At 72.6% G+C, this 25,930-nt stretch carries 19 protein-coding genes, 1 tRNA gene, 1 pseudogene and 1 riboswitch; of the genes and pseudogenes, 2 read left to right on the top strand and 19 right to left on the bottom strand.

The features are described 5' to 3' along the window. Positions 1–40: 40 nt before the first annotated feature. The 19 genes and pseudogenes from pcaC to BJF77_RS01500 all read right to left on the bottom strand — a co-directional run bounded on the left by pcaC (position 41) and on the right by BJF77_RS01500 (position 23,977). A complete protein-coding gene (gene pcaC, locus BJF77_RS01590; RefSeq protein WP_075871093.1) occupies positions 41–472 on the bottom strand; it encodes a 4-carboxymuconolactone decarboxylase in 432 nt (143 codons plus the stop codon). Beyond that, the gene (locus BJF77_RS01585; protein WP_047803912.1) at positions 469–1,296 is read right to left on the bottom strand and encodes an alpha/beta fold hydrolase; all 828 of its coding nucleotides are present in this window, start codon (positions 1,294–1,296) and stop codon (positions 469–471) included. The genes pcaC and BJF77_RS01585 overlap by 4 nt, the downstream gene beginning before the upstream one ends. Beyond that, positions 1,293–2,738, bottom strand: a complete 1,446-nt coding sequence (locus BJF77_RS01580) for a lyase family protein (protein ID WP_075871092.1) — start codon at positions 2,736–2,738, stop codon at positions 1,293–1,295. Before BJF77_RS01580 ends, BJF77_RS01585 begins: the two co-directional genes overlap by 4 nt. A gap of 114 nt (positions 2,739–2,852) precedes the next feature. Further along, the gene (gene pcaG, locus BJF77_RS01575; protein WP_075871091.1) at positions 2,853–3,437 is read right to left on the bottom strand and encodes a protocatechuate 3,4-dioxygenase subunit alpha; all 585 of its coding nucleotides are present in this window, start codon (positions 3,435–3,437) and stop codon (positions 2,853–2,855) included. Further along, the gene (pcaH, locus tag BJF77_RS01570; protein ID WP_304440972.1) at positions 3,430–4,152 is read right to left on the bottom strand and encodes a protocatechuate 3,4-dioxygenase subunit beta; all 723 of its coding nucleotides are present in this window, start codon (positions 4,150–4,152) and stop codon (positions 3,430–3,432) included. The genes pcaG and pcaH overlap by 8 nt, the downstream gene beginning before the upstream one ends. A gap of 269 nt (positions 4,153–4,421) precedes the next feature. Continuing rightward, positions 4,422–5,618, bottom strand: a complete 1,197-nt coding sequence (locus BJF77_RS01565; RefSeq protein ID WP_075871089.1) for a 4-hydroxybenzoate 3-monooxygenase — start codon at positions 5,616–5,618, stop codon at positions 4,422–4,424. Positions 5,619–5,715: 97 nt separating this feature from the next. Continuing rightward, on the bottom strand, positions 5,716–6,492 hold the full coding sequence (locus BJF77_RS01560) for an IclR family transcriptional regulator (protein ID WP_075871088.1): 777 nt from the start codon (positions 6,490–6,492) through the stop codon (positions 5,716–5,718). A 163-nt stretch (positions 6,493–6,655) separates the two neighbouring features. Then, positions 6,656–10,540 (bottom strand): DNA-directed RNA polymerase subunit beta', encoded by a 3,885-nt coding sequence (locus tag BJF77_RS01555; RefSeq protein ID WP_075871087.1) that lies wholly within the window; start codon positions 10,538–10,540, stop codon positions 6,656–6,658. Between the two features lie 62 nt (positions 10,541–10,602). Further along, positions 10,603–14,112, bottom strand: coding sequence for a DNA-directed RNA polymerase subunit beta (rpoB, locus tag BJF77_RS01550; RefSeq protein WP_075871086.1), 3,510 nt, complete (start codon positions 14,110–14,112; stop codon positions 10,603–10,605). 245 nt (positions 14,113–14,357) lie between these two features. Next, positions 14,358–15,467 (bottom strand): glycine cleavage system aminomethyltransferase GcvT, encoded by a 1,110-nt coding sequence (gene gcvT, locus BJF77_RS01545; RefSeq protein WP_075871085.1) that lies wholly within the window; start codon positions 15,465–15,467, stop codon positions 14,358–14,360. Positions 15,468–15,489: 22 nt separating this feature from the next. Next, positions 15,490–18,314 (bottom strand): annotated as a pseudogene (gene gcvP, locus BJF77_RS01540) (aminomethyl-transferring glycine dehydrogenase); the annotation flags it as partial. Positions 18,315–18,478: 164 nt separating this feature from the next. Next, positions 18,479–18,586: riboswitch (glycine riboswitch) on the bottom strand. 119 nt (positions 18,587–18,705) lie between these two features. Next, entirely contained in the window at positions 18,706–19,089 is a 384-nt protein-coding gene (rplL, locus tag BJF77_RS01535; RefSeq protein ID WP_047803902.1) for a 50S ribosomal protein L7/L12, read from the bottom strand. 96 nt (positions 19,090–19,185) lie between these two features. Next, entirely contained in the window at positions 19,186–19,710 is a 525-nt protein-coding gene (gene rplJ, locus BJF77_RS01530; protein ID WP_062734975.1) for a 50S ribosomal protein L10, read from the bottom strand. 306 nt (positions 19,711–20,016) lie between these two features. Next, on the bottom strand, positions 20,017–21,165 hold the full coding sequence (locus tag BJF77_RS01525) for a GNAT family N-acetyltransferase (RefSeq protein WP_047803900.1): 1,149 nt from the start codon (positions 21,163–21,165) through the stop codon (positions 20,017–20,019). Positions 21,166–21,282: 117 nt separating this feature from the next. After that, positions 21,283–21,987: a 50S ribosomal protein L1 gene (gene rplA / locus BJF77_RS01520; protein WP_047803899.1), complete on the bottom strand. Its 705-nt coding sequence runs from the start codon at positions 21,985–21,987 to the stop codon at positions 21,283–21,285. An 88-nt stretch (positions 21,988–22,075) separates the two neighbouring features. Then, on the bottom strand, positions 22,076–22,507 hold the full coding sequence (rplK, locus tag BJF77_RS01515) for a 50S ribosomal protein L11 (protein ID WP_047803898.1): 432 nt from the start codon (positions 22,505–22,507) through the stop codon (positions 22,076–22,078). Positions 22,508–22,653: 146 nt separating this feature from the next. Beyond that, the gene (nusG, locus tag BJF77_RS01510; RefSeq protein WP_047803897.1) at positions 22,654–23,445 is read right to left on the bottom strand and encodes a transcription termination/antitermination protein NusG; all 792 of its coding nucleotides are present in this window, start codon (positions 23,443–23,445) and stop codon (positions 22,654–22,656) included. Between the two features lie 77 nt (positions 23,446–23,522). Then, positions 23,523–23,795 (bottom strand): preprotein translocase subunit SecE, encoded by a 273-nt coding sequence (gene secE / locus BJF77_RS01505; RefSeq protein ID WP_047803896.1) that lies wholly within the window; start codon positions 23,793–23,795, stop codon positions 23,523–23,525. 109 nt (positions 23,796–23,904) lie between these two features. Further along, positions 23,905–23,977, bottom strand: a tRNA-Trp gene (locus BJF77_RS01500). Between the two features lie 286 nt (positions 23,978–24,263). Here BJF77_RS01500 and BJF77_RS01495 point away from each other — a divergent pair. Then, positions 24,264–25,469 (top strand): pyridoxal phosphate-dependent aminotransferase, encoded by a 1,206-nt coding sequence (locus tag BJF77_RS01495; protein WP_047803895.1) that lies wholly within the window; start codon positions 24,264–24,266, stop codon positions 25,467–25,469. Then, the gene (locus BJF77_RS01490; RefSeq protein WP_082157441.1) at positions 25,466–25,801 is read left to right on the top strand and encodes a hypothetical protein; all 336 of its coding nucleotides are present in this window, start codon (positions 25,466–25,468) and stop codon (positions 25,799–25,801) included. Before BJF77_RS01495 ends, BJF77_RS01490 begins: the two co-directional genes overlap by 4 nt. Positions 25,802–25,930: the final 129 nt, after the last annotated feature.

Genomic DNA, 25,930 nt, shown 5'->3' with positions numbered 1-25,930 from the left:
GGTGTCGGTCACAGGGTGTCGGGCGGGGCGCGGCGGGAGGTCAGGAGGCCGGGGGCACGGAGTCGCCGGCGGCCTCCGCGTCGAGGGCGTCGAGGACCTGCTTCGCGTGCTTGAAGGCGTTGGCGGCGGAGGGCACGGAGAGGTAGATCGCCGACTGCAGCAGGATCTCCTGGATCTCCTCCTGCGCCAGGCCGTTGCGCAGCGCGGCGCGCACGTGCATCTCGAACTCCTCCCAGTGCCCGGCGGCGATGAGCGCGGTGAGGGTGACGGCGCTGCGCATCCTGCGGTCCAGTCCGGGGCGGGTCCAGATCTCGCCCCAGGCGTAGCGGGTGATGAGGTCCTGGAACGGCGCGGTGAAGGCGTCCTTGCCGGCCTCGGCGCGGTCCACGTGGGCGTCGGAGAGCACCTCGCGGCGCACGGCCATGCCCTCGTCGTGCGCCTGCTGCTCGGTGCGGCGGGGGTCCTGGCTCATGCCCGGGCTCCTTCGGGGTCGGTGGGGACGGCGGCGAAGTGCCCGGCCAGCAGGCGGGCGACCTCCAGCGGCGCCTCGGCGGGCAGCAGGTGGGCGGCGCCCTCGAGCACCACGGTGCGCCCGCCGGTGGCGGCGGCCAGCTCCGCCACGGCCTCGGGCGGGACCGGCTGGTCGTGCGCGCCGGCCACCGCCAGCACGGGCGCGTCCACGGCGGCGAGCCGTCCGCGGACGTCGAAGGCCCCGAGGGCCTCGCAGACCCGGGCGTAGGAGGCGCGGTCCGCGTCCTGCAGGTCGTGCAGCAGCTCCGTGGCCGTGACCGGGTTCCGCTGGAGGAACCCGGGGGCGAACCACCGCCGGGCCGAGCCCTCGACCTGGGTGGGGGTGCCGGCGGCGGCCACGAGCCGGGCGCGCTCGGCCCACCCGGCGGGCTCGCCGACGCGGGCGGCGGTGCCCAGCAGGACGGCGGCGCGCACCCGGCCGGGGGCGTCGAGGAGCAGCTGCTGGCCGACGCAGCCGCCCACGGAGTTCCCGGCGTAGAAGAACGGTCGTTCGACCGAGGTCGCCTCCTGGAAGCGGTCGACGGCATCGAGCACCCCCTGGGCGAGCTCGGCCATGCCGAAGGCTCCCGGGCAGGCCGGCGAGGCGCCGTGGCCGGGCAGGTCCCAGCCGACCACCCGGTAGTCGCCCTCGAGCGCGCGGGCGGTGGCCGACCACAGCGAGGTCACGGAGGTGCCGAGGGAGGGCCCGAGCACGACCAGCGGCGCGTGCGCCGAGGGGGCCGGGCGGTCGGTGAACTCGACGAGGGTCAGGGCGGGGACGCTCATGCGGGTGCTCCTGGGGTCGGGCGGGCGGCGGGCGGGGGGCTTCCGGCGGTGCGGCGGTGGCGCTCGAGCACGCGGTCGATCAGCAGGTCGTGGGCGCCGAGGTAGCCGGTGGGCTCCAGCAGCCCGGCCACGGTGGTTCCGTCCACCGGTGTCCCGTCGGGCAGGGTGGTGCCCGCGGCGAGCCGGAGCAGGGCCTCCTCCAAGGCCTGCCGGTCGGTGGCGTGCTCCCGCACGGCCGCCTGCACCTGCTGCGCGCCCGTGCTGCCGTCCGCCGCGGGCGGCAGCAGCGGGGCGAGCGCGGCGCTGATCCGCTCGGCGAGCACCCCGGGACCGGAGGCCTCGAGGTGGGCCCGCATCCGGGAGGCGTCCACGCCCAGCCCGGCGGTGAGCTCGGCCGCGTGCGAGGACGCCGCGACGGCCAGCCGGGCGAGCTCCCGCAGGGCGGGCCACTCGGCGTGCCAGGCTCCGTCGGGGCGCTCGTCCACGACCGCGGCGGCCGCGACGTGGAGCTGGGCCACGAGCTGCGGCGCGGTGAGCGCGGTGCGCTTGAGCAGCACCGACAGCACCGGGTTCTGCTTCTGCGGCATCGCGGAGGACACGCCCCGGCCGGCGGCGGCCGGCTCGCGCAGCTCCCCGAGCTCGGGCCGGGAGAGCAGCAGCACGTCGTTGGCGATCCGGCCCAGCGCCGAGCAGACGGCCGCGAAGGCGTGGGCGGCCCGCAGCACGGGCCGTCGGGCGGTGTGCCACACGTGGGGCGGGCGGTCCAGGCCGAGCTCCCCGGCCCAGGCCCCGGCGAGGTCCAGGGCCTGCTGCGCGGCGTCCGGGGAGCCGGGGAAGAGGGCCACGGTCCCGGCGAGGGTGCCGGCGGCCCCGCCGCAGGCCAGCGGGGGCCGGGCGAGCTCGGCGAGGTCCTCCTCGAGGTCCTGCAGCCCGGCGAGCCAGCCGGCCGCCTTGAGCCCGAAGGTGGTGGGCAGGGCGTGCTGGGTGAGGGTGCGGGCGGCCTGGACGGTGCCGCGGTGCTCGTCGGCGAGGCGGGCCAGGGCGTCCTGGGCAGCGCACAGGTCCCGGGTGAGGGGTTCGGCGGCGCGGCGGACGACCAGCATCATCGCGGTGTCCATGACGTCCTGGCTGGTCAGCCCGCGGTGGACGAAGCGCACCGCGTCCGGGTCGAGCCGCCCCAGCCGGCGGCGGTAGTCGGCCAGCAGCGGGATGACCGGGTTGCCGCCGCCCTCGGCCCGCCGGGCCAGGTCCGCGGCGTCGTAGTCCTCGGCCCGGGCGGCCGCCCGGGCGGCGTCGGCGGCGGCCGCCGGGGCCAGTCCGGCCCCGGCCTGGGCGGCGACCCAGGCGGCCTCGGCGTCGAGCAGCGCCTGGAGGACCGCGGTGTCGTCCGTGGCCGCGGCGCCGCGGTGGGCTCCGGGGCTGAGCAGCCCGACGTCGGTCATGCGGGTCCTCCTGGGTGGTCGGCCGGCCGGCGCCGGTGCGGTGGGGGCGGCTCCCCGCACAGGGGGCCCGGTCCGGCCGGGCCCCTGTGCGGGGAGGTCACTGCTGGTGGCGGGTCACTGCTCGTGGCGGGGATAGGTGAGGAAGACGGTCTCCCCCTCCCCCTGCAGCCGCAGGTCGAAGCGCAGGGAGCCGTCGGCCTCCCGCTGGGCGATCAGGGTGCGGCGGCGCTCCTGCGGCAGCGAGGCCAGCAGCGGGTCCTGCGCCAGCGCCTCGGCGTCCTCCGGCAGGTAGACGCGGGTGAACAGCCGGTTCGTGACGCCGCGGCCGAAGAGGGTCAGCGCGATGAACGGTGCCCGGCCCGGCTCGGTCGGGCCGGGGTCGACGGTCGTGAAGGTGTAGTGCCCTGCGTGGTCCACGGCCGCGCGGCCGAAGCCGGTGAAGGTCCAGCCGTCCCGCCGCAGCGAGCCCGGCGCGGAGGGGACCTCGCCGTTGCCGTCGGCCTGCCAGATCTCCAGCAGGGCGTCGGGCACCGGCGCCCCGTGGCCGTCGACGACGTCCCCGTGCAGGCGCACCGCCTGCGGGTGCCCCAACGGCACGAGCTGCTCGCCGCCCTCGTAGGGCAGCGCGTAGCCGAAGAACGGCCCGACGGTCTGGCCGGGGGTGGCCGGCAGCTGGGTCCTCGTGGGGGTCTCATGCATCGGAGTCGCCTTCCGTCCAGGTGCGGTGGGAGCCGCTGAGCACGATGTCCCACCGGTAGCCGAGCAGCCACTCGTGCTCGGAGATCTCGTGGTCGTACCGCGCCACGAGCCGCTCGCGGGCCGCGGGGTCGACGATCGACCGGTAGATCGGGTCGAGGTCGAACAGCGGGTCGTTCGGGAAGTACATCTGGGTGATCATCCGCTGGGTGAAGTCCGTGCCGAACAGGGAGAAGTGCACGTGCGCGGGACGCCACGCGTTGCGGTGGTTCTTCCAGGGGTAGGGGCCGGGCTTGATGGTGACGAACTCGTAGGAGCCGTCCTCGCCGGTGAGGCACCGGCCCACGCCCGTGAAGTTCGGGTCGACGGGCGCCGGGTGCTGGTCGCGCTTGTGGATGTAGCGCCCGGCGGCGTTGGCCTGCCAGATCTCCACCAGCTGGCGGCGCACCGGGCGGCCGTCGCCGTCGAGGACCCGCCCGCGGATCTTGATCCGCTCGCCGATGGGCTCCCCCTGCGCCTGGACGGTCAGGTCCGACTCGAGCACGTGCACGTCCCGGTCGCCGAAGGCGGGGGCGTGCAGCTCGATGGTCTCCGGGTCCGCGTGGTGCAGGTCCTTGGTGGGGTGGCGCAGCACCGAGCTGCGGTAGGGCGCGTAGTCCAGGCGGGGCTGCGTCTCTGCGGCCCCCGAGGCGGCGTACTCCTCACCGATCCGGTCCATCTCCCGGCTCAGCTCCGCCTGGGTCTCGGCCGCGTCGTCGGCGCCCCGGGTCCACGAGACCGGCTCGAAGGCGCCGTCGAGCGCGTCCTGGTCTTCCTCTGCCATGGTTCAACTCCTCTGTTGCGGGGTGGCTGCGCTGGTGCAGGAGGGCTGCCGCACCGGACGGCCGTCCCGGCGGAGGACTCTCCGCACTCTAGCGCATCGGTGCGTCCTTCGTACAAGTGTTCGTGATGCGAACACGGCGGCAGGTGCCGGGCGACAGCTGCGGGTCAGTCCTCGGGCCAGCCGGTGTAGCACTCGGCGAAGTAGGCGGCGCCGCGGGCGGACGAGGTGATCGCGGTGAACTCCCCGTGCCGGCGCTTCTGGTGGAAGGGGTTCTCCCCCGGCTGGGCGTGCAGCAGGTTGGTCGCCCAGTAGGAGAAGTTCTGCGCCTTCCAGACCCGCTCCAGGGCGGTGGCCGAATAGCCGGCCAGCCCGGAGTCGTCGCCGTCCCGGAAGAAGCCGATCAGCGCCGGGGCCAGGGCGCGGACGTCACAGAACGCCAGGTTCAGCCCCTTCGCCCCGGTCGGCGGCACCGTGTGGCCGGCGTCGCCCACGAGGAAGAGGCGGCCGTGGCGCAGCGGCTCGCAGACGTAGGAGCGGAACTTCAGCACGGTCTTGTCGAAGATCGGCCCCTGCTGCAGCCGCAGACCGTCCGGTCCGTCGACGCGGCGCTGCAGCTCGGCCCAGATCCGCTCGTCGTCCCACTGGGCGACGTCCTCCTCCGGGTCGCACTGGAAGTACATGCGCTGGACGCTCTCGCTGCGCGAGGAGATCAGGGCGAAGCCGTGCTCGGAGTTCGCGTAGATGAGCTCGGGGGCGCTCGGCGGGGCCTCGGTGAGGATGCCGAACCACGCGAAGGGGTACTCGACGAAGTTGTCGGTGCGCGCGTGCTCCGGGATCGCGCGGCGGCAGACGCTCTGGGATCCGTCGGCGCCCACGAGGACGTCGCAGCGGACCTCGCACGGCGCGCCCTCGGCGTCGGTGAAGCGGATCCGCGGCCGGTCCGTGTCCAGGTCGAGGACCTCGGTGTCCGTGACCGACCAGCGGACGTCCCCGCCGTCGCGCTCGCGGGCCGCGGCCAGGTCCCAGAACACCTCGTTCTGCGGGTAGAGCCACACGGAGTGGCCGACGAGGTCCTGGAAGTCGATGCGGTGGCTCTCGCCCTGGAAGCGCAGGACGGTGCCCCGGTGCTCGTGGCCCTCGGTGAGCACGCGCCCGTCCACGCCCGTCTCGGTGAGCATCCGCACCGTGGCGGCCTCCAGGATGCCGGCGCGGTGGGTGGCGTGGATCGTGTCCCGGTCGCGCTTCTCCACCACGATGCTGTCGATCCCGGCCCGGTCCAGGAGATGGGCGAGCATGAGCCCCGCCGGGCCGGCGCCGACGATGCCGACGCGGGTCGAGGAAACGGTGCGCTCGGTGCTCATGGGTGCTCCTGGGACGGCGGACGGGATGTGTCCAGTCTCTCAGCGCCCTGTGGGGGCCACCACAGGGCTCCCGTTCAACGGGACAGGAGCGGGCCGCTCACTCGGTCGTGTCCCGGCGGGTCTGCCGCAGCGTGCGCCGGATGCCGTGCGCCGCGGTGTGCAGGGCCTGGACGATGGCCCCGGCCCGGGCGGCGGGGTCGCCGGCGGGCGTGATCACCCCCAGCCCCGCCACCACCTGCTCGCCCCGGCCGCGCACGGGGACGGCGATGCCGGCCGTGTCCGTCTCGAGGTAGCCCGTCTGCAGGGCGTGCCCGGCGCTCCGGATGCGGGCGAGCTCCTCCGCGAGCACCCCCGGGTCCGTGGGCGAGAGCTCGGTGAGCGCGGGGAGCGGGCCCTCGAGGTAGCTCTCCCGGAACTCCTCGGCGGCGTGGGCCAGCAGCACCAGCCCCGTGGCCGACAGGTGCAGGGGCAGCCGTCCCGCCACCGCGGACCGGACGGGGACCGCCCGCGGGTGGGACAGCCGTTCCACCAGCAGCACCTCCCGGCCCTCCACGATGCCGAGCTGCACGTGCTGGCGCAGCACCGCGTGGATGTCCCCCATGAACGGGCGGGCGGCCTGCGCCAGGCCGAGCTCCCGGGAGGAGCGGTTGGCCAGCTCCCACAGCCGGGTGCCGACGACGTAGCGCCCGCCCTCGACGCGGTCGAGCCACCCCCGGCGGGCCATCTCCCGCACCAGGCGGTGGGCCGTGGCCGGGGGCAGTCCGGTGCGGGCGGCGATGCCGGCCCCGGTCAGCCGGGGCTCCTCCGCCGTGAAGGCCGCGAGGATGCGGTCCGCGCGCTCGAGCACGGACTCCCCGCTGGGTGAGTTGGCCATGGTCCTGCTGGTTCCTTTCCGGAGGCGGAGGGCGCACGCCGGGCGGCGCGCCCGGCGTGCGCCCTGCCGTGCAACGGCGGCAGCCCCGCCCCGGAGGTGCTCCTCCGGGGCGGGGCTGCCGTGCTGATCACCGCGTGATCACGTCCCTGGCAGGACGCCGACCTCAGTTGGACCCGAAGTCGTAGTCCTCCAGCGGGATCGCCTGGAACTCGGCCGGCGCGGAGTTCTCCTCCGCGTAGCTGAAGTCCGAGAACGCCCCCGGCTCCGTGAACAGCGAGGCCTTCGCCTCGTCCGTCGGCTCCACGTCGATGTTGTTGTACCGCGCGAGCCCGGTGCCGGCCGGGATCAGCTTGCCGATGATCACGTTCTCCTTGAGGCCCACCAGCGGGTCGGACTTGCCCTCCATGGCCGCCTGCGTGAGCACGCGGGTGGTCTCCTGGAAGGACGCGGCCGACAGCCACGAGTCGGTGGCCAGCGAGGCCTTGGTGATGCCCATCAGCTCCGGTCGGCCGGCGGCGGGCCGGGTGCTCTCGGCCACCGCCTTCCGGTTGGCCTCCAGGAAGCGGACGTTCTCGACGAGCTCGCCCGGCAGCAGGTCCGTCTCGCCGGACTCGATGATCGTCACGCGGCGCAGCATCTGCCGCACGATGACCTCCACGTGCTTGTCGTGGATGCCCACGCCCTGCGAGCGGTACACGCGCTGCACCTCGTCCACGAGGTGCTTCTGCGCCTGCCGCGGACCGCGGATGCGCAGCACCTCCTTGGGGTCGACGGCGCCCGAGACCAGCTGCTGGCCGACCTCGACGTGGTCGCCCTCGGTGACGAGCAGCTTGGCGCGGCGCAGCACCGGGTAGCCGATCGCCTCGTCCCCGTTGTCCGGGGTCACGACGACCTTCAGCGACTTCTCGGTGTCCTCGAGGCTCACCCGCCCGGCGACCTCCGAGATCGGCGCGACGCCCTTGGGCGTGCGGGCCTCGAAGAGCTCCTGGATACGGGGCAGACCCTGGGTGATGTCACCGTCCGAGGACGCCACACCACCGGTGTGGAAGGTGCGCATCGTGAGCTGGGTGCCCGGCTCGCCGATCGACTGCGCGGCGATGATGCCCACCGCCTCGCCGATGTCCACGAGCTGGTTGGACGCCAGGGAGCGGCCGTAGCACGCCGCGCACACGCCGACCGCGGACTCGCAGGTCAGCACGGAGCGCACGCGCACCGTGTCGATCCCGCCGTTGAACAGCGCGTGGATCAGCGGGTCGGAGAGGTCCGTGCCGGCCGAGGCGAGGATCTCCCCGTTCGCGTCCACCGCGTCCACCGCGAGCACGCGGCCGTGCACGGTGTTCTCGATGTCCTCGTGCAGGGTGCGCGCACCGGTCTCCGCCACGTCGGCGAGCGGCAGGTTCAGGCCGCGCTCCGTCATGCAGTCCGCCTCGCGCACGATGACGTCCTGGGAGACGTCCACCAGGCGACGGGTCAGGTAGCCCGAGTTCGCCGTGCGCAGCGCGGTGTCGGCCAGGCCCTTGCGGGCACCGTGGGTCGCGATGAAGTACTCCAGCACCGACAGGCCCTCGCGGTACGAGGACTTGATCGGGCGGGGCATGATCTCGCCCTTCGGGTTGGACACGAGCCCGCGGATGCCGGCGATCTGGCGGACCTGCATCCAGTTGCCTCGGGCGCCGGAGGACACCATGCGGTTGATGGTGTTCAGCGGCGAGAGGTTGGCCTGCATGGCCTCGGCGACCTCGTCGGTGGCCTTGGTCCAGATGTCGATGAGCTCCGAGCGGCGCTCGTCGTCGTCGATCAGACCGCGGTCGTACTGGCCCTGGATCTTCGCGGCCTGCGCCTCGTAGCCCTCCATGATGGCGGGCTTCTCCGGCGGGGTGGCGATGTCGGAGATCGCCACGGTCACGCCCGAGCGGGCCGCCCAGTGGAACCCGGCGTCCTTGAGCTCGTCCAGCGTGTGCGCCACGGTCACCATCGGGTACCGCTCCGCGAGGTCGTTGACCAGCGCGGACAGGTGCTTCTTGTCCGCGACGGCCTCGTCCCAGGGGTAGTCCTCCGGCAGCGTGTCGTTGAACAGCACGCGGCCCAGGGTGGTCTCCACCAGGACCGGACGGCCCGGCTCCCAGCCCTCGGGTGCGGTCCAGCCCTCGAACGGCACGAAGTCGTCCAGCTCGATCCGGCACAGGGCGTTCAGGTGCAGCTTGCCCGCGTCGTGGGCCATGATCGCCTCGGCCACGGAGGAGAACGAGCGGCCCTCCCCCACCTCGCCCTCGCGGACGGTGGTGAGGTGGTACAGGCCGATGATCATGTCCTGCGAGGGCAGGGCGATCGGCTTGCCGTCCGAGGGCTTCAGGATGTTGTTCGAGGACAGCATCAGGATGCGGGCCTCGGCCTGGGCCTCCGGGGACAGGGGCAGGTGCACGGCCATCTGGTCGCCGTCGAAGTCGGCGTTGAACGCGCCGCACACGAGCGGGTGGAGCTGGATGGCCTTGCCTTCGACGAGCTGCGGCTCGAACGCCTGGATGCCCAGACGGTGCAGGGTGGGGGCACGGTTGAGCAGCACGGGGTGCTCGGTGATGACCTCCTCCAGCACGTCCCACACCTGGGGGCGGTAGCGCTCGACCATCCGCTTGGCCGACTTGATGTTCTGCGCGTGGTTGAGGTCCACGAGCCGCTTCATCACGAACGGCTTGAACAGCTCGAGCGCCATCTGCTTGGGCAGGCCGCACTGGTGCAGCTTCAGCTGCGGGCCGACCACGATGACCGAGCGGCCCGAGTAGTCGACGCGCTTGCCGAGCAGGTTCTGGCGGAACCGGCCCTGCTTGCCCTTGAGCATGTCGGACAGCGACTTCAGCGCACGGTTGCCCGGCCCGGTGACCGGGCGGCCGCGGCGGCCGTTGTCGAACAGCGAGTCCACGGCCTCCTGGAGCATCCGCTTCTCGTTGTTGACGATGATCTCCGGGGCGCCGAGGTCCAGCAGCCGCTTGAGGCGGTTGTTGCGGTTGATCACGCGCCGGTAGAGGTCGTTGAGGTCCGAGGTGGCGAAGCGGCCGCCGTCGAGCTGGACCATGGGGCGCAGTTCCGGCGGGATCACCGGGACGGCGTCCAGGACCATGCCCAGCGGGGAGTTGTCCGTGGTCAGGAACGCGTTGACGACCTTCAGCCGCTTCAGGGCACGGGTCTTGCGCTGGCCCTTGCCCGTGGCGATGGTCTCGCGCAGGGACTCGGCCTCCGCCTCGAGGTCGAAGGTCTCCAGGCGCTTCTTGATCGCCTCGGCGCCCATCGAGCCCTCGAAGTACATGCCGTAGCGGTCCACCATCACGCGGTAGAGCGCCTCGTCGCCCTCGAGGTCGTTGACCTTGAGGTTCTTGAAGCGGTCCCAGACCTGCTCGAGGCGGTCGATCTCCAGGTTGGCGCGCTTGCGCACGTTGGCCATCTGGCGGTCGGCGGAGTCGCGGAGCTTGCGCTTCTCCGCGGCCTTGCCGCCCTCCTCCTCGACGCGGCCGAGCTCGGTCTCGAGGTCGCGGGCGATCGCGGCGATGTCGGCGTCGCGGGTGGCCTCCATCTGGGCCTTCTCCCGGTCCACGGCGGCCTGCAGGTTGGGCAGGTCGTCGTGGCGGGCGTCCTCGTCCACCGAGGTGATCATGTACGCCGCGAAGTAGATGACCTTCTCGAGGTCCTTCGGGGCGAGGTCCAGCAGGTAGCCCAGCCGCGAGGGCACGCCCTTGAAGTACCAGATGTGGGTCACGGGAGCGGCGAGCTCGATGTGGCCCATGCGCTCACGGCGCACCTTGGCACGGGTGACCTCCACGCCGCAGCGCTCGCAGATGATGCCCTTGTAGCGCACCCGCTTGTACTTGCCGCAGTAGCACTCCCAGTCCCGGGTGGGGCCGAAGATCTTCTCGCAGAACAGGCCGTCCTTCTCCGGCTTGAGCGTGCGGTAGTTGATGGTCTCCGGCTTCTTGACCTCGCCGTACGACCAGGTCCGGATGTCCTCCGCGGTGGCAAGACCGATCCGCATGAGGCCAAGTGAAGATTCGTTGGACATGAGGGTCCTTTATCTCTTTCTCTGGAAAGTTTGACGTCTCGTCGGGGGTGGAACGGAGGGTCTCAGACCTCTTCGACCGAGCTGGGCTCGGAGTGCGAGAGATCGATGCCCAGTTCCTCGGCCGCCCGGAAGACCTCGTCATCCGAATCGCGCATCTCGATGGTGTTGCCGTCGGCCGAGAGCACCTCGACGTTCAGGCACAGCGACTGCATCTCCTTGATGAGCACCTTGAAGGACTCGGGAACACCCGGCTCGGGGATGTTCTCGCCCTTGACGATGGCCTCGTAGACCTTCACGCGCCCGTGCACGTCGTCGGACTTGACCGTCAGCAGCTCCTGCAGCGTGTAGGCGGCGCCGTACGCCTCGAGCGCCCAGACCTCCATCTCGCCGAAGCGCTGGCCGCCGAACTGCGCCTTACCGCCCAGCGGCTGCTGGGTGATCATGGAGTACGGGCCGGTCGAGCGCGCGTGGATCTTGTCGTCGACCAGGTGGTGCAGCTTCAGGATGTACTGGTAGCCCACCGACACCGGGTCGGGGAACGGCTCGCCGGAGCGTCCGTCGAACAGCCGGGCCTTGCCGGACCGGTCGATCAGGCGCACGCCGTCGCGGGTCGGGTTGGTGTGGTCGAGGAGGTCGAAGATCTCCTCCTCGCGCGCGCCGTCGAACACCGGGGTCGCCACGTTCGTGGGACCCGACTGCTTCGGGAAGTTCGGCAGCCGGTCCAGCCACTCGGGGTCGCCCTCGATGGTCCAGCCCTGCTTGGCCAGCCAGCCGGTGTGCACCTCGAGGACCTGCCCCAGGTTCATGCGGCCGGGCACGCCCAGCGGGTTGAGGATGATGTCCACCGGGGTGCCGTCCTCCAGGAACGGCATGTCCTCCAGCGGCAGGATCTTCGAGATGACGCCCTTGTTGCCGTGCCGGCCGGCGAGCTTGTCGCCGTCGGTGATCTTGCGCTTCTGCGCCACGTACACCCGGACCACCTGGTTGACGCCCGCGGGCAGGTCGTCGTCCTCGTCGTCGCGGTCGAAGACGCGCACGCCGATGACGGTGCCGGACTCGCCGTGGGGCACCTTCAGGGACGTGTCGCGCACCTCGCGGGACTTCTCGCCGAAGATCGCGCGCAGCAGCCGCTCCTCCGGGGTGAGCTCGGTCTCGCCCTTGGGCGTGACCTTGCCGACCAGGATGTCGCCGGCCTGCACCTCGGCGCCGATGTGGATGATGCCGCGCTCGTCGAGGGCGGACAGCACCTCCTCGGACACGTTGGGGATGTCCCGGGTGATCTCCTCGGCGCCCAGCTTGGTGTCGCGGGCGTCGATCTCGTGCTCCTCGATGTGGATCGAGGTGAGCACGTCCTCGGAGACCATCCGCTGGGAGAGGATGATCGCGTCCTCGTAGTTGAGGCCCTCCCAGGACATGTAGGCCACCAGCAGGTTCTTGCCCAGGGCCAGCTCGCCCTGGTCCGTGGAGGGGCCGTCGGCGATGACCGAGCGCTCCTCGACACGCTCGCCCTCGGAGACGATCACGCGCTGGTTGTAGGTGTTGCCCGGGTTGGAGCGCGTGAACTTGTTGATCGGGTAGACGGTGGTCGTCCCGTCGTCGTTGAGCACGCGCACCAGGTTGGCGGAGACCTCCTCGACCACGCCGGCCTTGCGGGCCAGCACCGAGTCGCCGGCGTCCAGGGCCGCGTAGCGCTCCATGCCGGTGCCCACGAGCGGGGCCTCGGACTCGAGCAGCGGCACGGCCTGGCGCTGCATGTTGGCGCCCATGAGCGCGCGGTTGGCGTCGTCGTGCTCGAGGTACGGGATGAGCGCGGTCGCCACGGACACCATCTGCCGCGGGGACACGTCCATGAACTGCACGGCGGTCGGGTCGACCAGCACGGCCTCGCCCGAGCCGTCGGCGGCGCGCGCGAGCACGGCGTCCTCGGCGAACCGGTTGTCGGTGGTCAGCGGGGCGTTGGCCTGCGCGATCGTGACGCCGCGCTCGTCGTCGGCGGTGAGGTACTCGACGTCGTCGGTCACGACGCCCTCCACGACCTTGCGGTACGGGGTCTCGATGAAGCCGAACGGGTTGATCCGCCCGTAGGTCGCCAGCGAGCCGATGAGGCCGATGTTGGAGCCCTCAGGGGTCTCGATCGGGCACATGCGGCCGTAGTGCGAGGGGTGGACGTCACGGACCTCCATGCCGGCGCGGTCGCGGGAGAGACCGCCCGGGCCCAGCGCGGACAGGCGCCGCTTGTGGGTCAGCCCCGCCAGCGGGTTGTTCTGGTCCATGAACTGCGACAGCTGCGAGGTGCCGAAGAACTCCTTGATCGCCGCCACGACGGGACGGATGTTGATCAGGGTCTGCGGGGTGATCGCCTCCACGTCCTGGGTGGTCATGCGCTCGCGCACGACCCGCTCCATGCGGGAGAGCCCGGTGCGGATCTGGTTCTCGATCAGCTCGCCGACCGCGCGGATGCGGCGGTTGCCGAAGTGGTCGATGTCGTCGACGTCCACGACGATCTCCCGGGCCTCGCCGTTGCGCACGCCCTGGATGGTGCCGCCGCCGGCGTGCAGGGTCACGAGGTAGCGGATCATCGCGACGATGTCGTCGACGGACAGCACCGAGGCGTCCTCGTCCTCGAACGCCTTGTCCAGGCCCAGCTTCCGGTTGATCTTGTAGCGACCCACCTTGGCGAGGTCGTAGCGCTTGGCGTTGAAGTACATGTTGTCCAGCAGCGCCTGCGCGGCGTCGACCGTGGGGGGCTCCCCCGGGCGCAGCTTGCGGTAGATGTCCAGCAGCGCGTCCTCGCGCGAGTCGACGGTGTCCTTCTCGAGGGTGGCGCGGATCGAGTCGAACTCCCCGAACTCCTCGAGGATGCGGGACTCGCTCCAGCCCAGGGCCTTGAGCAGCACGGTGACGGACTGCTTGCGCTTGCGGTCCAGGCGCACGCCCACCTGGTCCCGCTTGTCGATCTCCAGCTCGAACCAGGCCCCGCGGGAGGGGATGATCTTGGCGGAGTAGATGTCCTTGTCCGAGGTGCGGTCCTGGCCGCGCTCGAAGTAGGCGCCCGGGGAGCGGACGAGCTGGGACACGACGACACGCTCGGTGCCGTTGATGACGAAGGTGCCCTTCTCGGTCATCAGCGGGAAGTCGCCCATGAACACGGTCTGCTGCTTGATCTCGCCCGTGTTGTTGTTCATGAACTCGGCCTTGACGTACAGGGGCGCCGAGTACGTGGCGTCCCGGTCCTTGCACTCGTCCATGGTGTACTTGGGCTCGTAGAACTCCGGCTCCGAGAAGGACAGGGACATGGTGCCCTGGAAGTCCTCGATCGGGGAGATCTCCTTGAAGATGTCGGAGAGCCCGGAGGTGCGGGCGATGCCCTGCTCACCGCTCTCGACGGCCTGCTGGACGCGGGCCTGCCAGCGCTCGTTGCCGACGAGACGGTCGAAGCTGTCCGTCTGGAGGGCCAGCAGGTTCGGCACGTCCAGCGGTTCGTGGATCTTGGCGAAGGAGATGCGGCGCGGGAGGTTCCCGTCTGCCGGGCGGTTAGCGGTTACGTTCGAATCGGTGCTCGAGGCGACCAAGATGGATTCCTTCCACAGACCTGCAGTTGAATCGCGCAGTTCCCGAGATCGGGGTTACGGGTGTGCGCGGGCCAGCGCGCTGAGCCGCTGGTTCGCGCCCCGGGGGTGCCCACCGCTATATGAAGGCACGCAGAATGAGGGACAACGCAAATATCCAGCATAGGCCGGAGTGGCCGGTCTGTCCACCCGGCCGGTGGACGCGGGCGCCCACCGGCCGTAGGATGAGGAATTTCGTGCCGTGCGTCTCAGCTGCGGCGATAGAAGGGCAGCCCGACGACCTCCACGGGGGCGCGGCGGCCCCGCACGTCGGCCTCGAGCGGGACCCCGGCCTCCAGCGCCGCCGGCTGCACGAGGGCCATGGCCACCGGGTGGCCGAGGGTCGGTGACGGGACGCCGCTGGTGACCTCGCCGACCGTCTCGTCCCCGGCGAGCACCGTGTTGCCGGCCCGGACGGGGCGGCGGGTGAGCCCCCGCAGGCCCACCAGCACCCGGGCCGGGGGCGCGGCCGCCTGCTCCTCGAGCGCCGCCCGCCCCACGAAATCGCCCTTGCTCCGCAGCGCCGCCTCCACGAGCCGGCCCAGCCCGGCCTCGAACGGCGTGATGTCGGGGCCGAGCTCGTGGCCGTACAGCGGCATCCCCGCCTCGAGGCGCAGCGAGTCGCGGGCGGCGAGCCCGGCGGGCACGACCCCGCGGTCCTCCCCCGCCGCGAGCAGCGCGTCCCACACGGTGCGCGCGTGCTCGGGGGCCACGTAGAGCTCGAAGCCGTCCTCGCCCGTGTACCCGGTGCGGGCCACGAGCGCGGGCGCCCCGGCGACCTCGGTGGTCGTGCAGGCGTAGTACCCCAGCTCCCGCACGGCGTCCGGGTCGGCGCAGCCGGCGGCGAGCAGCGTGTCCTGGGCCGCGGGGCCCTGGACGGCCACCAGGGCGGTGGCCTCCGTGCGGTCCTCGACCGCGACGTCGTGGCCGTCCGCGCGCTCCTCCAGCGCTCGCAGCACGGTCGCCGTGTTCGCCGCGTTGGGCACCACCAGGAACCGGTCCTCGGCCAGGCGGTAGGTGATGAGGTCGTCCAGGACCCGGCCGGCCTCGTCGACGAGGAGCGAGTACTTCGCCCGGCCGGGGGCCACGGCGCTCATCCGGGCGACGACCGCCGCGTCCAGGAACGCGGCCGCGTGCGGGCCCTCCACGGCGATCTCGCCCATGTGGGACAGGTCGAAGACCCCGGCGGCCCGGCGCACCGCGTGGTGCTCGGCGACGTCGTTGCCGTACTTGAGGGGCATCTGCCAGCCGCCGAAGTCGGTGCTCACGGCACCGGCCTCCCGGTGGGCGGCCTCCAGCGGAGTGGTGCGGGGGCTCATCGGGCGCCTCCGCCGGCGCGGCCGAGGCGAAGGCCTCGATCGGCGGGCAGCTGCAGACCAGGTTGCGGTCCCCGGCGGCGTTCTCCACCCGGCCCACGGGCACCCAGTACTTCGCCAGCCGCAGCTCGGGCAGGGGGTAGGCGGCCTGGGAGCGCGGGTAGGCGCGCTCCCAGGAGTCGGCCGTGAGCACCTCCGCGGTGTGCGGGGCGTGGCGGAGCACGGAGTCCTCGAGCGCCACCTCGCCGTCGGCCACGGCCTGCATCTCGGCGTGGATCGAGCGCATCGCGGCCACGAAGCGGTCCAGCTCGGCGAGGTTCTCCGACTCGGTGGGCTCGACCATGAGGGTGCCGGCCACGGGGAACGCGAGCGTGGGGGCGTGGAAGCCGTAGTCGACCAGCCGTTTGCACACGTCCTCGGCGGTGACCCCCGAGGCCTTGGTGAGGGGGCGCAGGTCGAGGATGCACTCGTGGGCCACGAGCCCGCCGGGGCCGGTGTACAGCGTCGGGAAGACGTCCGCGAGCCGGGCCGAGACGTAGTTGGCGCTGAGGATCGCGGTGCGCGAGGAGGCGGTGAGCCCCTCGGCGCCGGCCATGGCGATGTACATCCAGGAGATCGGCAGCACCCCGGCTGAGCCGTAGCGGGCCTGGGAGACGGGGAAGGTCTCGGCGCCCGCGCCCGCGTCCGCGGCGGCGGGGTCCTCGGGCAGGAACGGCACCAGGTGCTCGGCGACCGCCACCGGCCCCACCCCGGGTCCGCCGCCCCCGTGCGGGATGCAGAAGGTCTTGTGCAGGTTCAGGTGGGAGACGTCCCCGCCGAAGCGGCCGGGACGGGCCAGGCCCATGAGGGCGTTGAGGTTGGCGCCGTCCACGTAGACCTGCCCGCCGGCGTCGTGCACGGCCGCGCAGACGGCGGTGACCTGCTCCTCGAACACCCCGTGCGTGGAGGGGTAGGTGATCATGATCCCCGCGAGCTCGTCCCCCACGGCCGCGATCTTCGCGTCGAGGTCGTCCAGGTCCACGGAGCCGTCCGCGGCCGTGGCCACCACCACGACCTTCAGGTCGGCGAGCACCGCGGACGCCGCGTTGGTGCCGTGGGCGGAGGACGGGATGAGGATGGTGGTGCGCCGGTCGTCCCCGCGGGAGAGGTGGTAGCGGCGGATCGCCAGCAGACCGGCGAGCTCCCCCTGCGACCCGGCGTTGGGCTGGACGGACACGGCGGCGTAGCCGGTGATCTCCGCGAGCCAGGACTCCAGCTGGGCGATGAGCTCCCGGTAGCCGACGGTCTGCTCCTCGGGGGCCAGCGGGTGGATCGAGGCAAACTCGGGCCAGCTGATGGGCTCCATCTCCGCGGCCGCGTTGAGCTTCATGGTGCAGGAGCCCAGCGGGATCATGGTCCGGTCCAGGGCCAGGTCCTTGTCCGCGAGGGAGCGCAGCCAGCGCATCATCGCGGTCTCGGAGCGGTGCAGGGTGAACACCGGGTGGGCGAGGTAGGAGTCGGTGCGCAGCAGCGCGGCCGGCAGGTCCCAGACGGCGGTCCCGTCCGCGGGGGCGGAGGTCCCGAAGGCGGCCAGCACCGCGTCCACGTCGCGCTCGTCGTGGGGCTCCCCCACCGAGACGGACACGTGGTCGGCGTCGGCCCGGCGGACGTTGACGCCGCGCTCGGCGGCGGCCGCGACGACCGCGTCGGCGCGGCCGGGCACCTCGGCCAGGACGGTGTCGAAGAACGTGCCGTGCACCACCGGCACCCCGGCGGCGGAGAGCCCCTCGGCCAGCCGCGCGGCGAGCCCGTGCACGCGCTCGGCGATGGCGCGCAGCCCGTCCGCGCCGTGGTAGGCGGCGTAGGCGCCGGCGACGATGGCCAGCAGCGCCTGGGCCGTGCAGATGTTGGAGGTGGCCTTCTCGCGGCGGATGTGCTGCTCGCGGGTCTGCAGCGCCAGGCGGTAGGCCGGCCGGCCGGAGGAGTCCACCGAGACGCCCACCAGGCGGCCGGGCAGATTGCGCTCCAGGCCCTTGCGGCAGGCCATGAACGCGGCGTGGGGCCCGCCGAAGAACAGGGGCACCCCGAAGCGCTGGGCGGAGCCGACGGCGATGTCCGCGCCCTGCTCCCCCGGGGAGCGCAGGAGGGTGAGGGCCAGCAGGTCGGTGGCGACGGCCACCAGCGCGCCCTGCGCGTGGGCCTGCTCCGTGCGCTCCGCCAGGTCGGCGACGTCCCCGTCGACGCCGACCTGGGTCAGGACCACGCCGAAGAACTCGCCCTCGGGCAGGCCCTCGGCGAGGTCGGCGACGACCAGGTCGATGCCCACGGCCCGGCAGCGCCCGCGCAGCACGGCGAGGGTCTGCGGCAGGGTGCGGGAGTCCACGGCGACGCGGCGGCTGCCGGACCTGCGGTTGGCGCGGCGCATCATGAGCACGGCCTCCGCCACGGCGGTGGCCTCGTCGAGCAGGGAGGCGTTGGCCAGGTCGAGGCCGGTGAGGTCCATGACGGCGTTCTGGAAGGTCAGCAGGGCCTCGAGGCGGCCCTGGGAGATCTCCGGCTGGTACGGGGTGTAGGAGGTGTACCAGGCGGGGTTCTCGAGGATGTTGCGGCGCAGCGCGGGCGGGGTGACGGTCTCGGCGTAGCCTGGCCGATCATCTGGGTCATCACCCGGTTCTTCGCCGCGATCCGGCGCAGGGCGGTGAGCGCCTCGTGCTCCGACATGGGCTCCGGCAGCCGCAGGGGCTCGTCGCCGGCGATGCTGCGGGGGACCGCGCGGGCGACGAGCTCGTCGAGGTCGGCCGCGCCGATGGTCTCGAGCATGATCCCGGTCTCGGCCGCGTCCGGTCCGAGGTGGCGTGGAAGGAAGGACAAGGTCAGCTCCTCGTGGTTCGAGGCCCGGTGGGGCCCGTCCGGCCCTCCCCGCTCTGTTCGCTGACCTGAGAGTTTTCACCGGCTCCGCGCGGGGGCCGGCTTGCACCGTCGGTGGTCCCCGCCCGGGGCCGGTGGCCGGGGGCGGTTGACCTCTTCAGAGTGGCCTGCTCGCAGCGGTACGGGTGCCTGAGAGATTCCCGGGGAGGATTTGCTCCTTCGGCGCCGCCGGCCGTCCGGGGGCGGACGGCGGCGGACTCTCCCGCTGCGGGTGGGCGGCCGATGTGGTTGTGCCTCCAGTGTCCCACACCCCGGCGGGCACGGCACGAGCCCCGGACGCCGTGCGTCCGGGGCCTCGTGGGATCGGGTGCGCCGTGGCGCCTCCGGGAGGGTCCTACTTGAGGGTGACGGTGGCGCCGGCGCCCTCGAGGGCCTCCTTGGCCTTGTCCGCGGCCTCCTTGTTGGCGCCCTCGAGGACGGCCTTGGGGGCCGAGTCCACGAGGTCCTTGGCCTCCTTGAGGCCGAGGGAGGTCAGCGCGCGGACCTCCTTGATGACCTGGATCTTCTTGTCGCCGGCGGCCTCGAGCACGACGTCGAACTCGGTCTGCTCCTCGGCCTCCTCGGCGGCGGCGGCCGGAGCGGCGGCACCGGCGACGGCCACGGGGGCGGCGGCGGTGACGTCGAAGGTCTCCTCGAAGGCCTTGACGAACTCGGAGAGCTCGATGAGGGAGAGCTCCTTGAACGCGTCGATCAGTTCAGCGGTGGTGAGCTTGGCCATGGTGTGGCTCCTTTTCGATGGTGTGCCCCGGCCGGGTTCGTCGGCGCGGGACGGTCTGGTTCCGTGGTGAGAATGTGCCTCGCGGCGGGGTGCTGGTCAGGCGCCCTGCTCCTCGACCTTGGCGCGCAGCGCCTCGGCCGTACGGACGGTCTTGGACAGCGGGGCCTGGAACAGCGCCGCGGCCTGGGACAGGGACGCCTGGGCGGCACCGGCCACCTTGGCCAGCAGCACCTCGCGGGACTCGAGGTCCGCGAGCTGCTTGATCTCCGCCTCGCTGAGGGCCTTGCCCTCGAGGTAACCGCCCTTGACGACGAGCTGCGGGTTCGCCTTGGCGAAGTCACGCAGGCTCTTGGCGGCCTCGACGGGGTCCCCCGAGATGAAGGCGATCGCGCTCGGGCCGGCGAGCTGGCCGTCGAACGCGTCGATGCCCATCTCCTTGGCCGCGATCGCGGTCAGCGTGTTCTTCACCACGGCGTATTCGGCGTTCTCACCGAGCGAGCGGCGCAGCTCCTTGAGCTGGGCCACGGTGAGGCCGCGGTACTCAGTCAGGACAGCGGCGTCCGAGTTGGAGAACAGTTCCTTCAACTCGGCGACCGCGGCTGCCTTTTCCGGGTTCGCCATGGTACTCCTTCCGGTCTTCGATGCCGGCCGCTGCCGGAAGGGCCCGGACACAGAAAAAGCCCCGCGCAGATGCCCGGGGCTCCGCGGCCCACCCCTGGTCCGGGGCGTGCTCGCTGTGCTGGTTCACCTGCGCTGGCCGTTCCTGGCGGAACTCTTACGGCTGCTCCCCGTTCCGCACGCTCCTGAACGGGGCGCACGAGGCAGGGAGAACACGACCGGCGGTCTTTGGTACAGCCCACCCTACCCGAGGGCCCCGGGCCCGCCAAATCGGCGCCGCCCGCGCGAAGCGGCTCGGTCCCCGGGCGGTCAGGCCGCCGGGAACTCCCGGGACCACACCCCGCTGCGCCCGGCGACCCGGAAGCCGAGGCGGTGGTTGACCCGGCTCATCCGGTCGTCGCCGCTGTGGGACCACGAGTACACGGTGCGCACGGCCGGGGCCAGCCGTTCGAGCTGCTGCAGGTTCGCGAGCTTGAGACGGGTGGCGAGCCACCGGCGGCGGTGCTCGCGCAGCACCACGGTCTCGTCCTGCATCCCGATCACCGGGTCCTCCCCCGCCAGGACGATCTCCGTCATCCCGACCAGGCGCCCGGTGGTCCCGTGCTCGGCGACGGCGACCAGCGACACGTTGCCGGCCTCGGCGCGCAGCTGCTCGGTGCGGCGCACCCGCTCGGCGTCCCAGGGCTCCGGGTCGGCCTCCACCGGGGCCAGGAAGGAGTCGGCGGCCATCCGCGAGTGCAGGGCGGCGAGCTCGTCGAGCCGCTCCTCGGGGGCGGGCCCGGTCCACACGTGGATGCGGTACGCCTCCGGAGCCGGCGAGGCCGCGACCTCGCGCAGCAGGGCCTGCACGCGGGCCGGCGGCAGGGGGACCTCCAGGACGCCGAAGTCGCTGACCGACTCCAGCCGGTACCCGGCGTGGAGGGCGAAGCGGGTCTGCCGGTTGGAGACGGGCAGGCGGCCGGAGCCGTCCGCGGCGTCGACCCATTCGACCATCCCCGGGGTGATCACGGGGAAGACCCCGGTCACGCTGCCGTCGCCCTGGATCTCCTCCGGGCCGGGGTGCTCGGTCTGGATCCGCAGGTGCCGGCGGGACTCGCCCACCGCGAGCTGCTCGGCCGCGCCGAGCAGCTCGCTGCCCGTGCCCTGCGAGGTGACGTCGGGGTCCACGTCGACGGTGATGTGCGCGGTCCCGGTGGAGGCCACCAGGGGCATGCGCACCTCGGCCCGGCCCGCGAGCCGGTCCCCGGCCCAGGCCAGCAGCACCACGACCCGCTCGAAGGGGTCCAGCAGGTCCCGGTAGAGCTCCTGCGCGTCGCCCGTGAGGTCCGAGATGCCCCACACGTGCTGACGGGACCGGCGCACCAGACCGGCGACCCGGCCCAGCAGCTCCTGGGCGGCGTCGTCGAAGTCGTCGGGGATGCGCATCTGCTCGATCCGCACTGGGGGGTGCTCGATCACGGGGACTCCCTTCCGGAGGGCGGCGGTGCCCCCGGGCTCGCGTGGGTGGAACGACGGGGGGCCCGGCCGCAGCGGCCGGGCCCCCCGTGCGGGCCCGCTGGGGCCCGGTGTGCGGCGTCAGGCGCCGACGACGACCTCGGTGGCGTTCGGGTCGACCGGGATGCCCGGGCCGAACGTGGTCGAGACGGTCGCCTTGGTGATGTAGCGGCCCTTCGAGGCGGAGGGCTTCAGGCGCAGGATCTCCTCGAGCGCGGCGCCGTAGTTCTCGGCCAGCTTCTCGACCTCGAAGGAGGTCTTGCCCACGATGAAGTGCAGGTTCGAGTGCTTGTCGACGCGGAAGTCGATCTTGCCGCCCTTGATGTCGTTGACGGCCTTGGTCACGTCCATGGTGACGGTGCCCGTCTTCGGGTTCGGCATGAGGTTGCGCGGACCGAGCACCTTGCCCAGGCGCCCCACCTTCCCCATCATGTCCGGGGTCGCCACGGCGGCGTCGAAGTCGGTCCAGCCGCCCTGGATGCGGGCGATCAGGTCGTCGGAGCCCACGTGGTCGGCGCCGGCCTCCTCCGCGGCGGCGGCCTTGTCGCCGGTCGCGAAGACGACGACTCGGGCGGTCTTGCCGGTGCCGTTGGGCAGGTTGACCGTGCCGCGGACCATCTGGTCCGCCTTGCGGGGGTCCACGCCGAGCCGGAGGACGACCTCCACGGTGGAGTCGGTCTTGGCGGTGTCGATCTCCTTGGCCAGGGCCACGGCCTCGGCCGGGCTGTAGAGCCCCTCGCCGATCCGGGCCGCTGCCGCCTGGTATGCCTTGCTGCGCTTTGCCATCTGCTTCTTCTCCTTGTGCAGTTGTGGTCTGCGGACCGCGCTCGGTCCTGCCACGTCAATAACGGTGGGTGGTGTCAGCCGAGGCTGATCACTCGACCTCGATGCCCATCGAGCGGGCGGTGCCGGCGATGATCTTCGCCGCGGCGTCGATGTCGTTGGCGTTGAGGTCTTCCTTCTTGGTCTCGGCGATCTCCCGGACCTGGTCCATGGTGAGCTTGCCGACCTTCTGGGTGTGCGGGACGCCGGAGCCCTTGGCGACGCCGGCGGCCTTCTTGATGAGCTGCGCGGCGGGCGGGGTCTTGGTGACGAACGTGAACGAGCGGTCCTCGTACACCGTGATCTCCACGGGGACGATGTTGCCGCGCTGGGACTCCGTGGCCGCGTTGTAGGCCTTGCAGAACTCCATGATGTTGACGCCGTGCTGACCGAGGGCCGGGCCCACGGGGGGCGCCGGGTTGGCGGCGCCTGCCTGGATCTGCAGCTTGATGAGGCCGGAGACCTTCTTCTTCTTGGGAGCCATGTGCTGGTCCTTCTTCTGCTGGACGTACCGGCGCACAGGAGCGTACGACGGCGGGTGGCCGCCGTGGCGCGGCGGCCGGTCGGCCCCGGCGGCGAAGCATGCGCCGCGGGGACGGGAACGGTGGGCGGGCGGTCGCGCCCGCCGGGTCAGATCTTGGAGACCTGGTTGAAGCCGAGGGTGACGGGGGTCTCGCGCTCGAAGATCGACACGAGGACGACGAGCTGCTGGGACTCCACCTTGATCTCGGAGATGGTGGCGGGAAGGGTCTCGAAGGGACCCTCCTTGACGATCACGGACTCCCCGACCTCGAAGTCGACGTCGATCTGCGGCTGCGCGCTCGGCTGGGCGGCGGCCTCGCCGCCGGCGCCCTGCGGGGCCTCGAACACCGGGTTGAGCATCTCGAAGACCTCGTCCAGGCGCAGGGGGACGGGGTTGTACGCGTCCTGGCCCACGAAGCCCGTCACGCCCGGGGTGTGGCGCACCGCGCCCCAGGAGGCGTCGGTGAGGTTCATGCGCACCAGCACGTAGCCGGGGATCCTCACCCGGCGGACCACCTTGCGCTGGGCGTTCTTGATCTCGACGACCTCTTCCATGGGCACCTCGATCTGGAAGATGTCCTCCTCCATGTTGAGGGACTGGATGCGGGTCTCGAGGTTCGTCTTCACACGGTTCTCGTAGCCGGCGTAGGTGTGGATGACGTACCAGTCACCCTCCTGGCGGCGCAGCTTGGACTTGAACTCCTCGACAGGGTCCACCGCGGGGGCCTCGTCCGGAACGGGCGCCTCCTCGGCGAGGGGTGCCGCCGCGGACTCCTCCGGGGCGTGGGCGGCCGCGAAGTCCTCCTCCTGCACGGAGGACTCGGACTCCGGCAGCGCCGGGGCCTGCTGGTCGACCTCGGCCGGTGCCTCGGTGCCGTTTTCGAGCTCGTGCTCGGTCACTGGATCTCCCTGTTCTGTCGTGGATGTCGTGCTCTGCTGGGCCACGGTCGCCGTGCGCGGTCCGTGCGCCGCCCGGGTCATCCGGCGGCGTCGCCCTGCCCGAAGATCCACAGCGCGGCCTGCCCGAACGCGAGGTCCAGGACGGAGATGAGCACCATCATGAACGCGACGAACACGAGGACGACCAGCACGTAGTTCACCAGTTCGCGCCGCGTGGGGGTGACGACCTTCCGGAGCTCCCCGACGACCTGGCGCAGGAAGAGGAACAGGCGCCCGAAGATGCCGCGAGGACTCTCGGCGCCCTGCCCCGGGGGCTGGCCCGACGCCCTGCCGGCGGTGGTCTGCGACATCGGCTCTCCCTGTGTGGACTCGTGCGGGCCGTGCGGTGCTGCCGGCCCGCCGTCGCCGTGCGGGCCCGGCACCCCCCGGAGGGGGCGCCGGATCCGCTCCGGACTGGAGCAGGGCAGACAGGACTCGAACCTGCAACCTGCGGTTTTGGAGACCGCTGCGCTACCAATTGCGCCACTGCCCTTCGCGCCTCACGGCCTTGACCGGCGTGCGCACGCCGGCCTCGATCGCTCGGACCCGGTCACCGACTCTACCACCCGGCACCGCCGCGACGGCGCGCCCGGGCAGGCGTCGATGACACCAGTCGTCCATCCTAGGGGACCGGGGCGCGCCGGTGCAATCCGCCCGGGAACGGCGGCGCGCCCCGCCCCCGGGCCCCCGGGCGGCCCCGAGTAGCATGGGGCAGGTCCGCACCGCCGCCGCCGCGCACGGCGGCGCCCGTCCGTCCCCCTTCCAGGAGGCCCCCGGTCATGACCGCATCCCGCATCTCCCGGCGCGTCGGCGCCATCGCAGAGTCCGCGACGCTCGCGGTGGACGCCAAGGCGAAGGCGCTCAAGGCCGCCGGCCGCCCCGTGATCGGCTTCGGGGCCGGGGAGCCCGACTTCCCCACCCCGCAGTACATCGTGGACGCCGCCGCGGCGGCCCTGCAGGACCCGGCCAACTTCCGGTACACGCCGGCCGCGGGCCTGCCCGAGCTGCGGAAGGCGGTCGCCGAGCAGACCGCGCGGGACGACGGGTACGCCGTGGAGCCCTCGCAGGTGCTCGTCACCAACGGCGGCAAGCAGGCCGTGTTCCAGGCCTTCGCCACGGTCGTGGACGAGGGCGACGACGTCCTGCTCCCCGCCCCGTACTGGACCACGTACCCGGAGGCCATCAAGCTCGCCGGCGGCAACCCGGTGGAGGTCTTCGCCGGCCCGGAGCTCGGCTACAAGGTCACCCCGGAGCTGCTCGAGGAGGCCTGCACGGAGCGCACCAAGGCGCTGCTGTTCTGCTCCCCGTCCAACCCCACCGGCGCGGTGTACTCCCCCGAGGAGACCGCCGCCGTGGGCCGCTGGGCGGCCGAGAAGGGGATCTTCGTGCTCACCGACGAGATCTACCAGCACCTCACCTACGACGGCGTCCCGTTCACCTCGATCGCCGCCGCCGTGCCCGAGCTGGGCGACCGGGTGGTGATCCTCAACGGCGTGGCCAAGACCTACGCGATGACCGGCTGGCGCGTGGGCTGGATGATCGCGGCCCCGGACGTGGTGAAGGCCGCCACCAACCTGCAGTCCCACCTGACCTCCAACGTCAACAACGTCGCCCAGCGCGCGGCGCTGGCCGCGGTGTCCGGGCCCCTCGACGAGGCCCACCGGATGCGGGAGGCGTTCGACCGCCGGCGCCGGACCATGGTGGAGGCGCTGAACGCCGTCGAGGGCGTGGAGTGCCCCGTGCCCACCGGCGCCTTCTACGCCTACGCCGACGTGCGCGGGCTGCTCGGCCGCCGCTTCGGCGACGCCGTGCCGCAGACCTCGGCGGAGCTGGCCGAGCTGATCCTCGAGCGGGCCGAGGTCGCCGTGGTGCCCGGCGAGGCGTTCGGGCCCTCCGGCTTCCTGCGGCTGTCCTACGCCCTGGGCGACGACGACCTCGCCGAGGGCCTGCGCCGGCTCCAGGAGTTCCTGGGGAGCGCCGCGTGAGCGCCCTCGACGGCGCCGTGGCCGCGGCGGAGTCGGTGCCCGCCGCCGTGCTCGTGACCGGCGGGCTGATCGGCGGCTACGCGACCGCCCGGGCGACCGGCGTTCGCCCCCTGGGCGGGGCCGTGCTGGCCGCCGCGGGGGCGGCGGCCGCCCACTCGTGGTGGCACCGCGGCGGCCCGGCGGCCACGGCCGCGCTCGGTGGGCTCTACGTCCTGGGCTTCGGGCTCTCGCACCCGCTGGCCAAGCGGATCGGCGCCTGGCCCTCGGTGCTGGCCGTCACCGCCGTCAACGCCGCCGCCAACGCCGTGCTGGTGGACCGTCCCGGCCGCTGAGCCGCGCCGACCCGCGACGCCGCCCGTCCCCTCCCCGGGGACGGGCGGCGTCGTCGTCGGCCGGGCCGGGGCTCAGTCGCCCACGGCGTCGCGGCCGCGCCGGACGATCAGCGGGTCGGGCGGATAGAC

It is taken from the genome of Kocuria sp. CNJ-770 (genome assembly GCF_001942375.1).
Lineage (GTDB): Bacteria > Actinomycetota > Actinomycetes > Actinomycetales > Micrococcaceae > Kocuria > Kocuria oceani.
The sequence above is the reverse complement of the archived record's forward strand: the minus strand, read 5'-3'. Positions and strand labels throughout refer to the sequence as shown.

What these genes read in the sequence shown, in the direction of transcription:
- pcaC (WP_075871093.1), bottom strand. Translation starts at nt 472, where the DNA reads ATGAGCCAGGACCCCCGCCGCACCGAGCAGCAGGCGCACGACGAGGGC.
- BJF77_RS01585 (WP_047803912.1), bottom strand. Translation starts at nt 1,296, where the DNA reads ATGAGCGTCCCCGCCCTGACCCTCGTCGAGTTCACCGACCGCCCGGCC.
- BJF77_RS01580 (WP_075871092.1), bottom strand. Translation starts at nt 2,738, where the DNA reads ATGACCGACGTCGGGCTGCTCAGCCCCGGAGCCCACCGCGGCGCCGCG.
- pcaG (WP_075871091.1), bottom strand. Translation starts at nt 3,437, where the DNA reads ATGCATGAGACCCCCACGAGGACCCAGCTGCCGGCCACCCCCGGCCAG.
- pcaH (WP_304440972.1), bottom strand. Translation starts at nt 4,152, where the DNA reads ATGGACCGGATCGGTGAGGAGTACGCCGCCTCGGGGGCCGCAGAGACG.
- BJF77_RS01565 (WP_075871089.1), bottom strand. Translation starts at nt 5,618, where the DNA reads ATGAGCACCGAGCGCACCGTTTCCTCGACCCGCGTCGGCATCGTCGGC.
- BJF77_RS01560 (WP_075871088.1), bottom strand. Translation starts at nt 6,492, where the DNA reads ATGGCCAACTCACCCAGCGGGGAGTCCGTGCTCGAGCGCGCGGACCGC.
- BJF77_RS01555 (WP_075871087.1), bottom strand. Translation starts at nt 10,540, where the DNA reads ATGTCCAACGAATCTTCACTTGGCCTCATGCGGATCGGTCTTGCCACC.
- gcvT (WP_075871085.1), bottom strand. Translation starts at nt 15,467, where the DNA reads ATGAGCCCCCGCACCACTCCGCTGGAGGCCGCCCACCGGGAGGCCGGT.
- rplL (WP_047803902.1), bottom strand. Translation starts at nt 19,089, where the DNA reads ATGGCCAAGCTCACCACCGCTGAACTGATCGACGCGTTCAAGGAGCTC.
- rplJ (WP_062734975.1), bottom strand. Translation starts at nt 19,710, where the DNA reads ATGGCGAACCCGGAAAAGGCAGCCGCGGTCGCCGAGTTGAAGGAACTG.
- rplA (WP_047803899.1), bottom strand. Translation starts at nt 21,987, where the DNA reads ATGGCAAAGCGCAGCAAGGCATACCAGGCGGCAGCGGCCCGGATCGGC.
- rplK (WP_047803898.1), bottom strand. Translation starts at nt 22,507, where the DNA reads ATGGCTCCCAAGAAGAAGAAGGTCTCCGGCCTCATCAAGCTGCAGATC.
- secE (WP_047803896.1), bottom strand. Translation starts at nt 23,795, where the DNA reads ATGTCGCAGACCACCGCCGGCAGGGCGTCGGGCCAGCCCCCGGGGCAG.
- BJF77_RS01495 (WP_047803895.1), top strand. Translation starts at nt 24,264, where the DNA reads ATGACCGCATCCCGCATCTCCCGGCGCGTCGGCGCCATCGCAGAGTCC.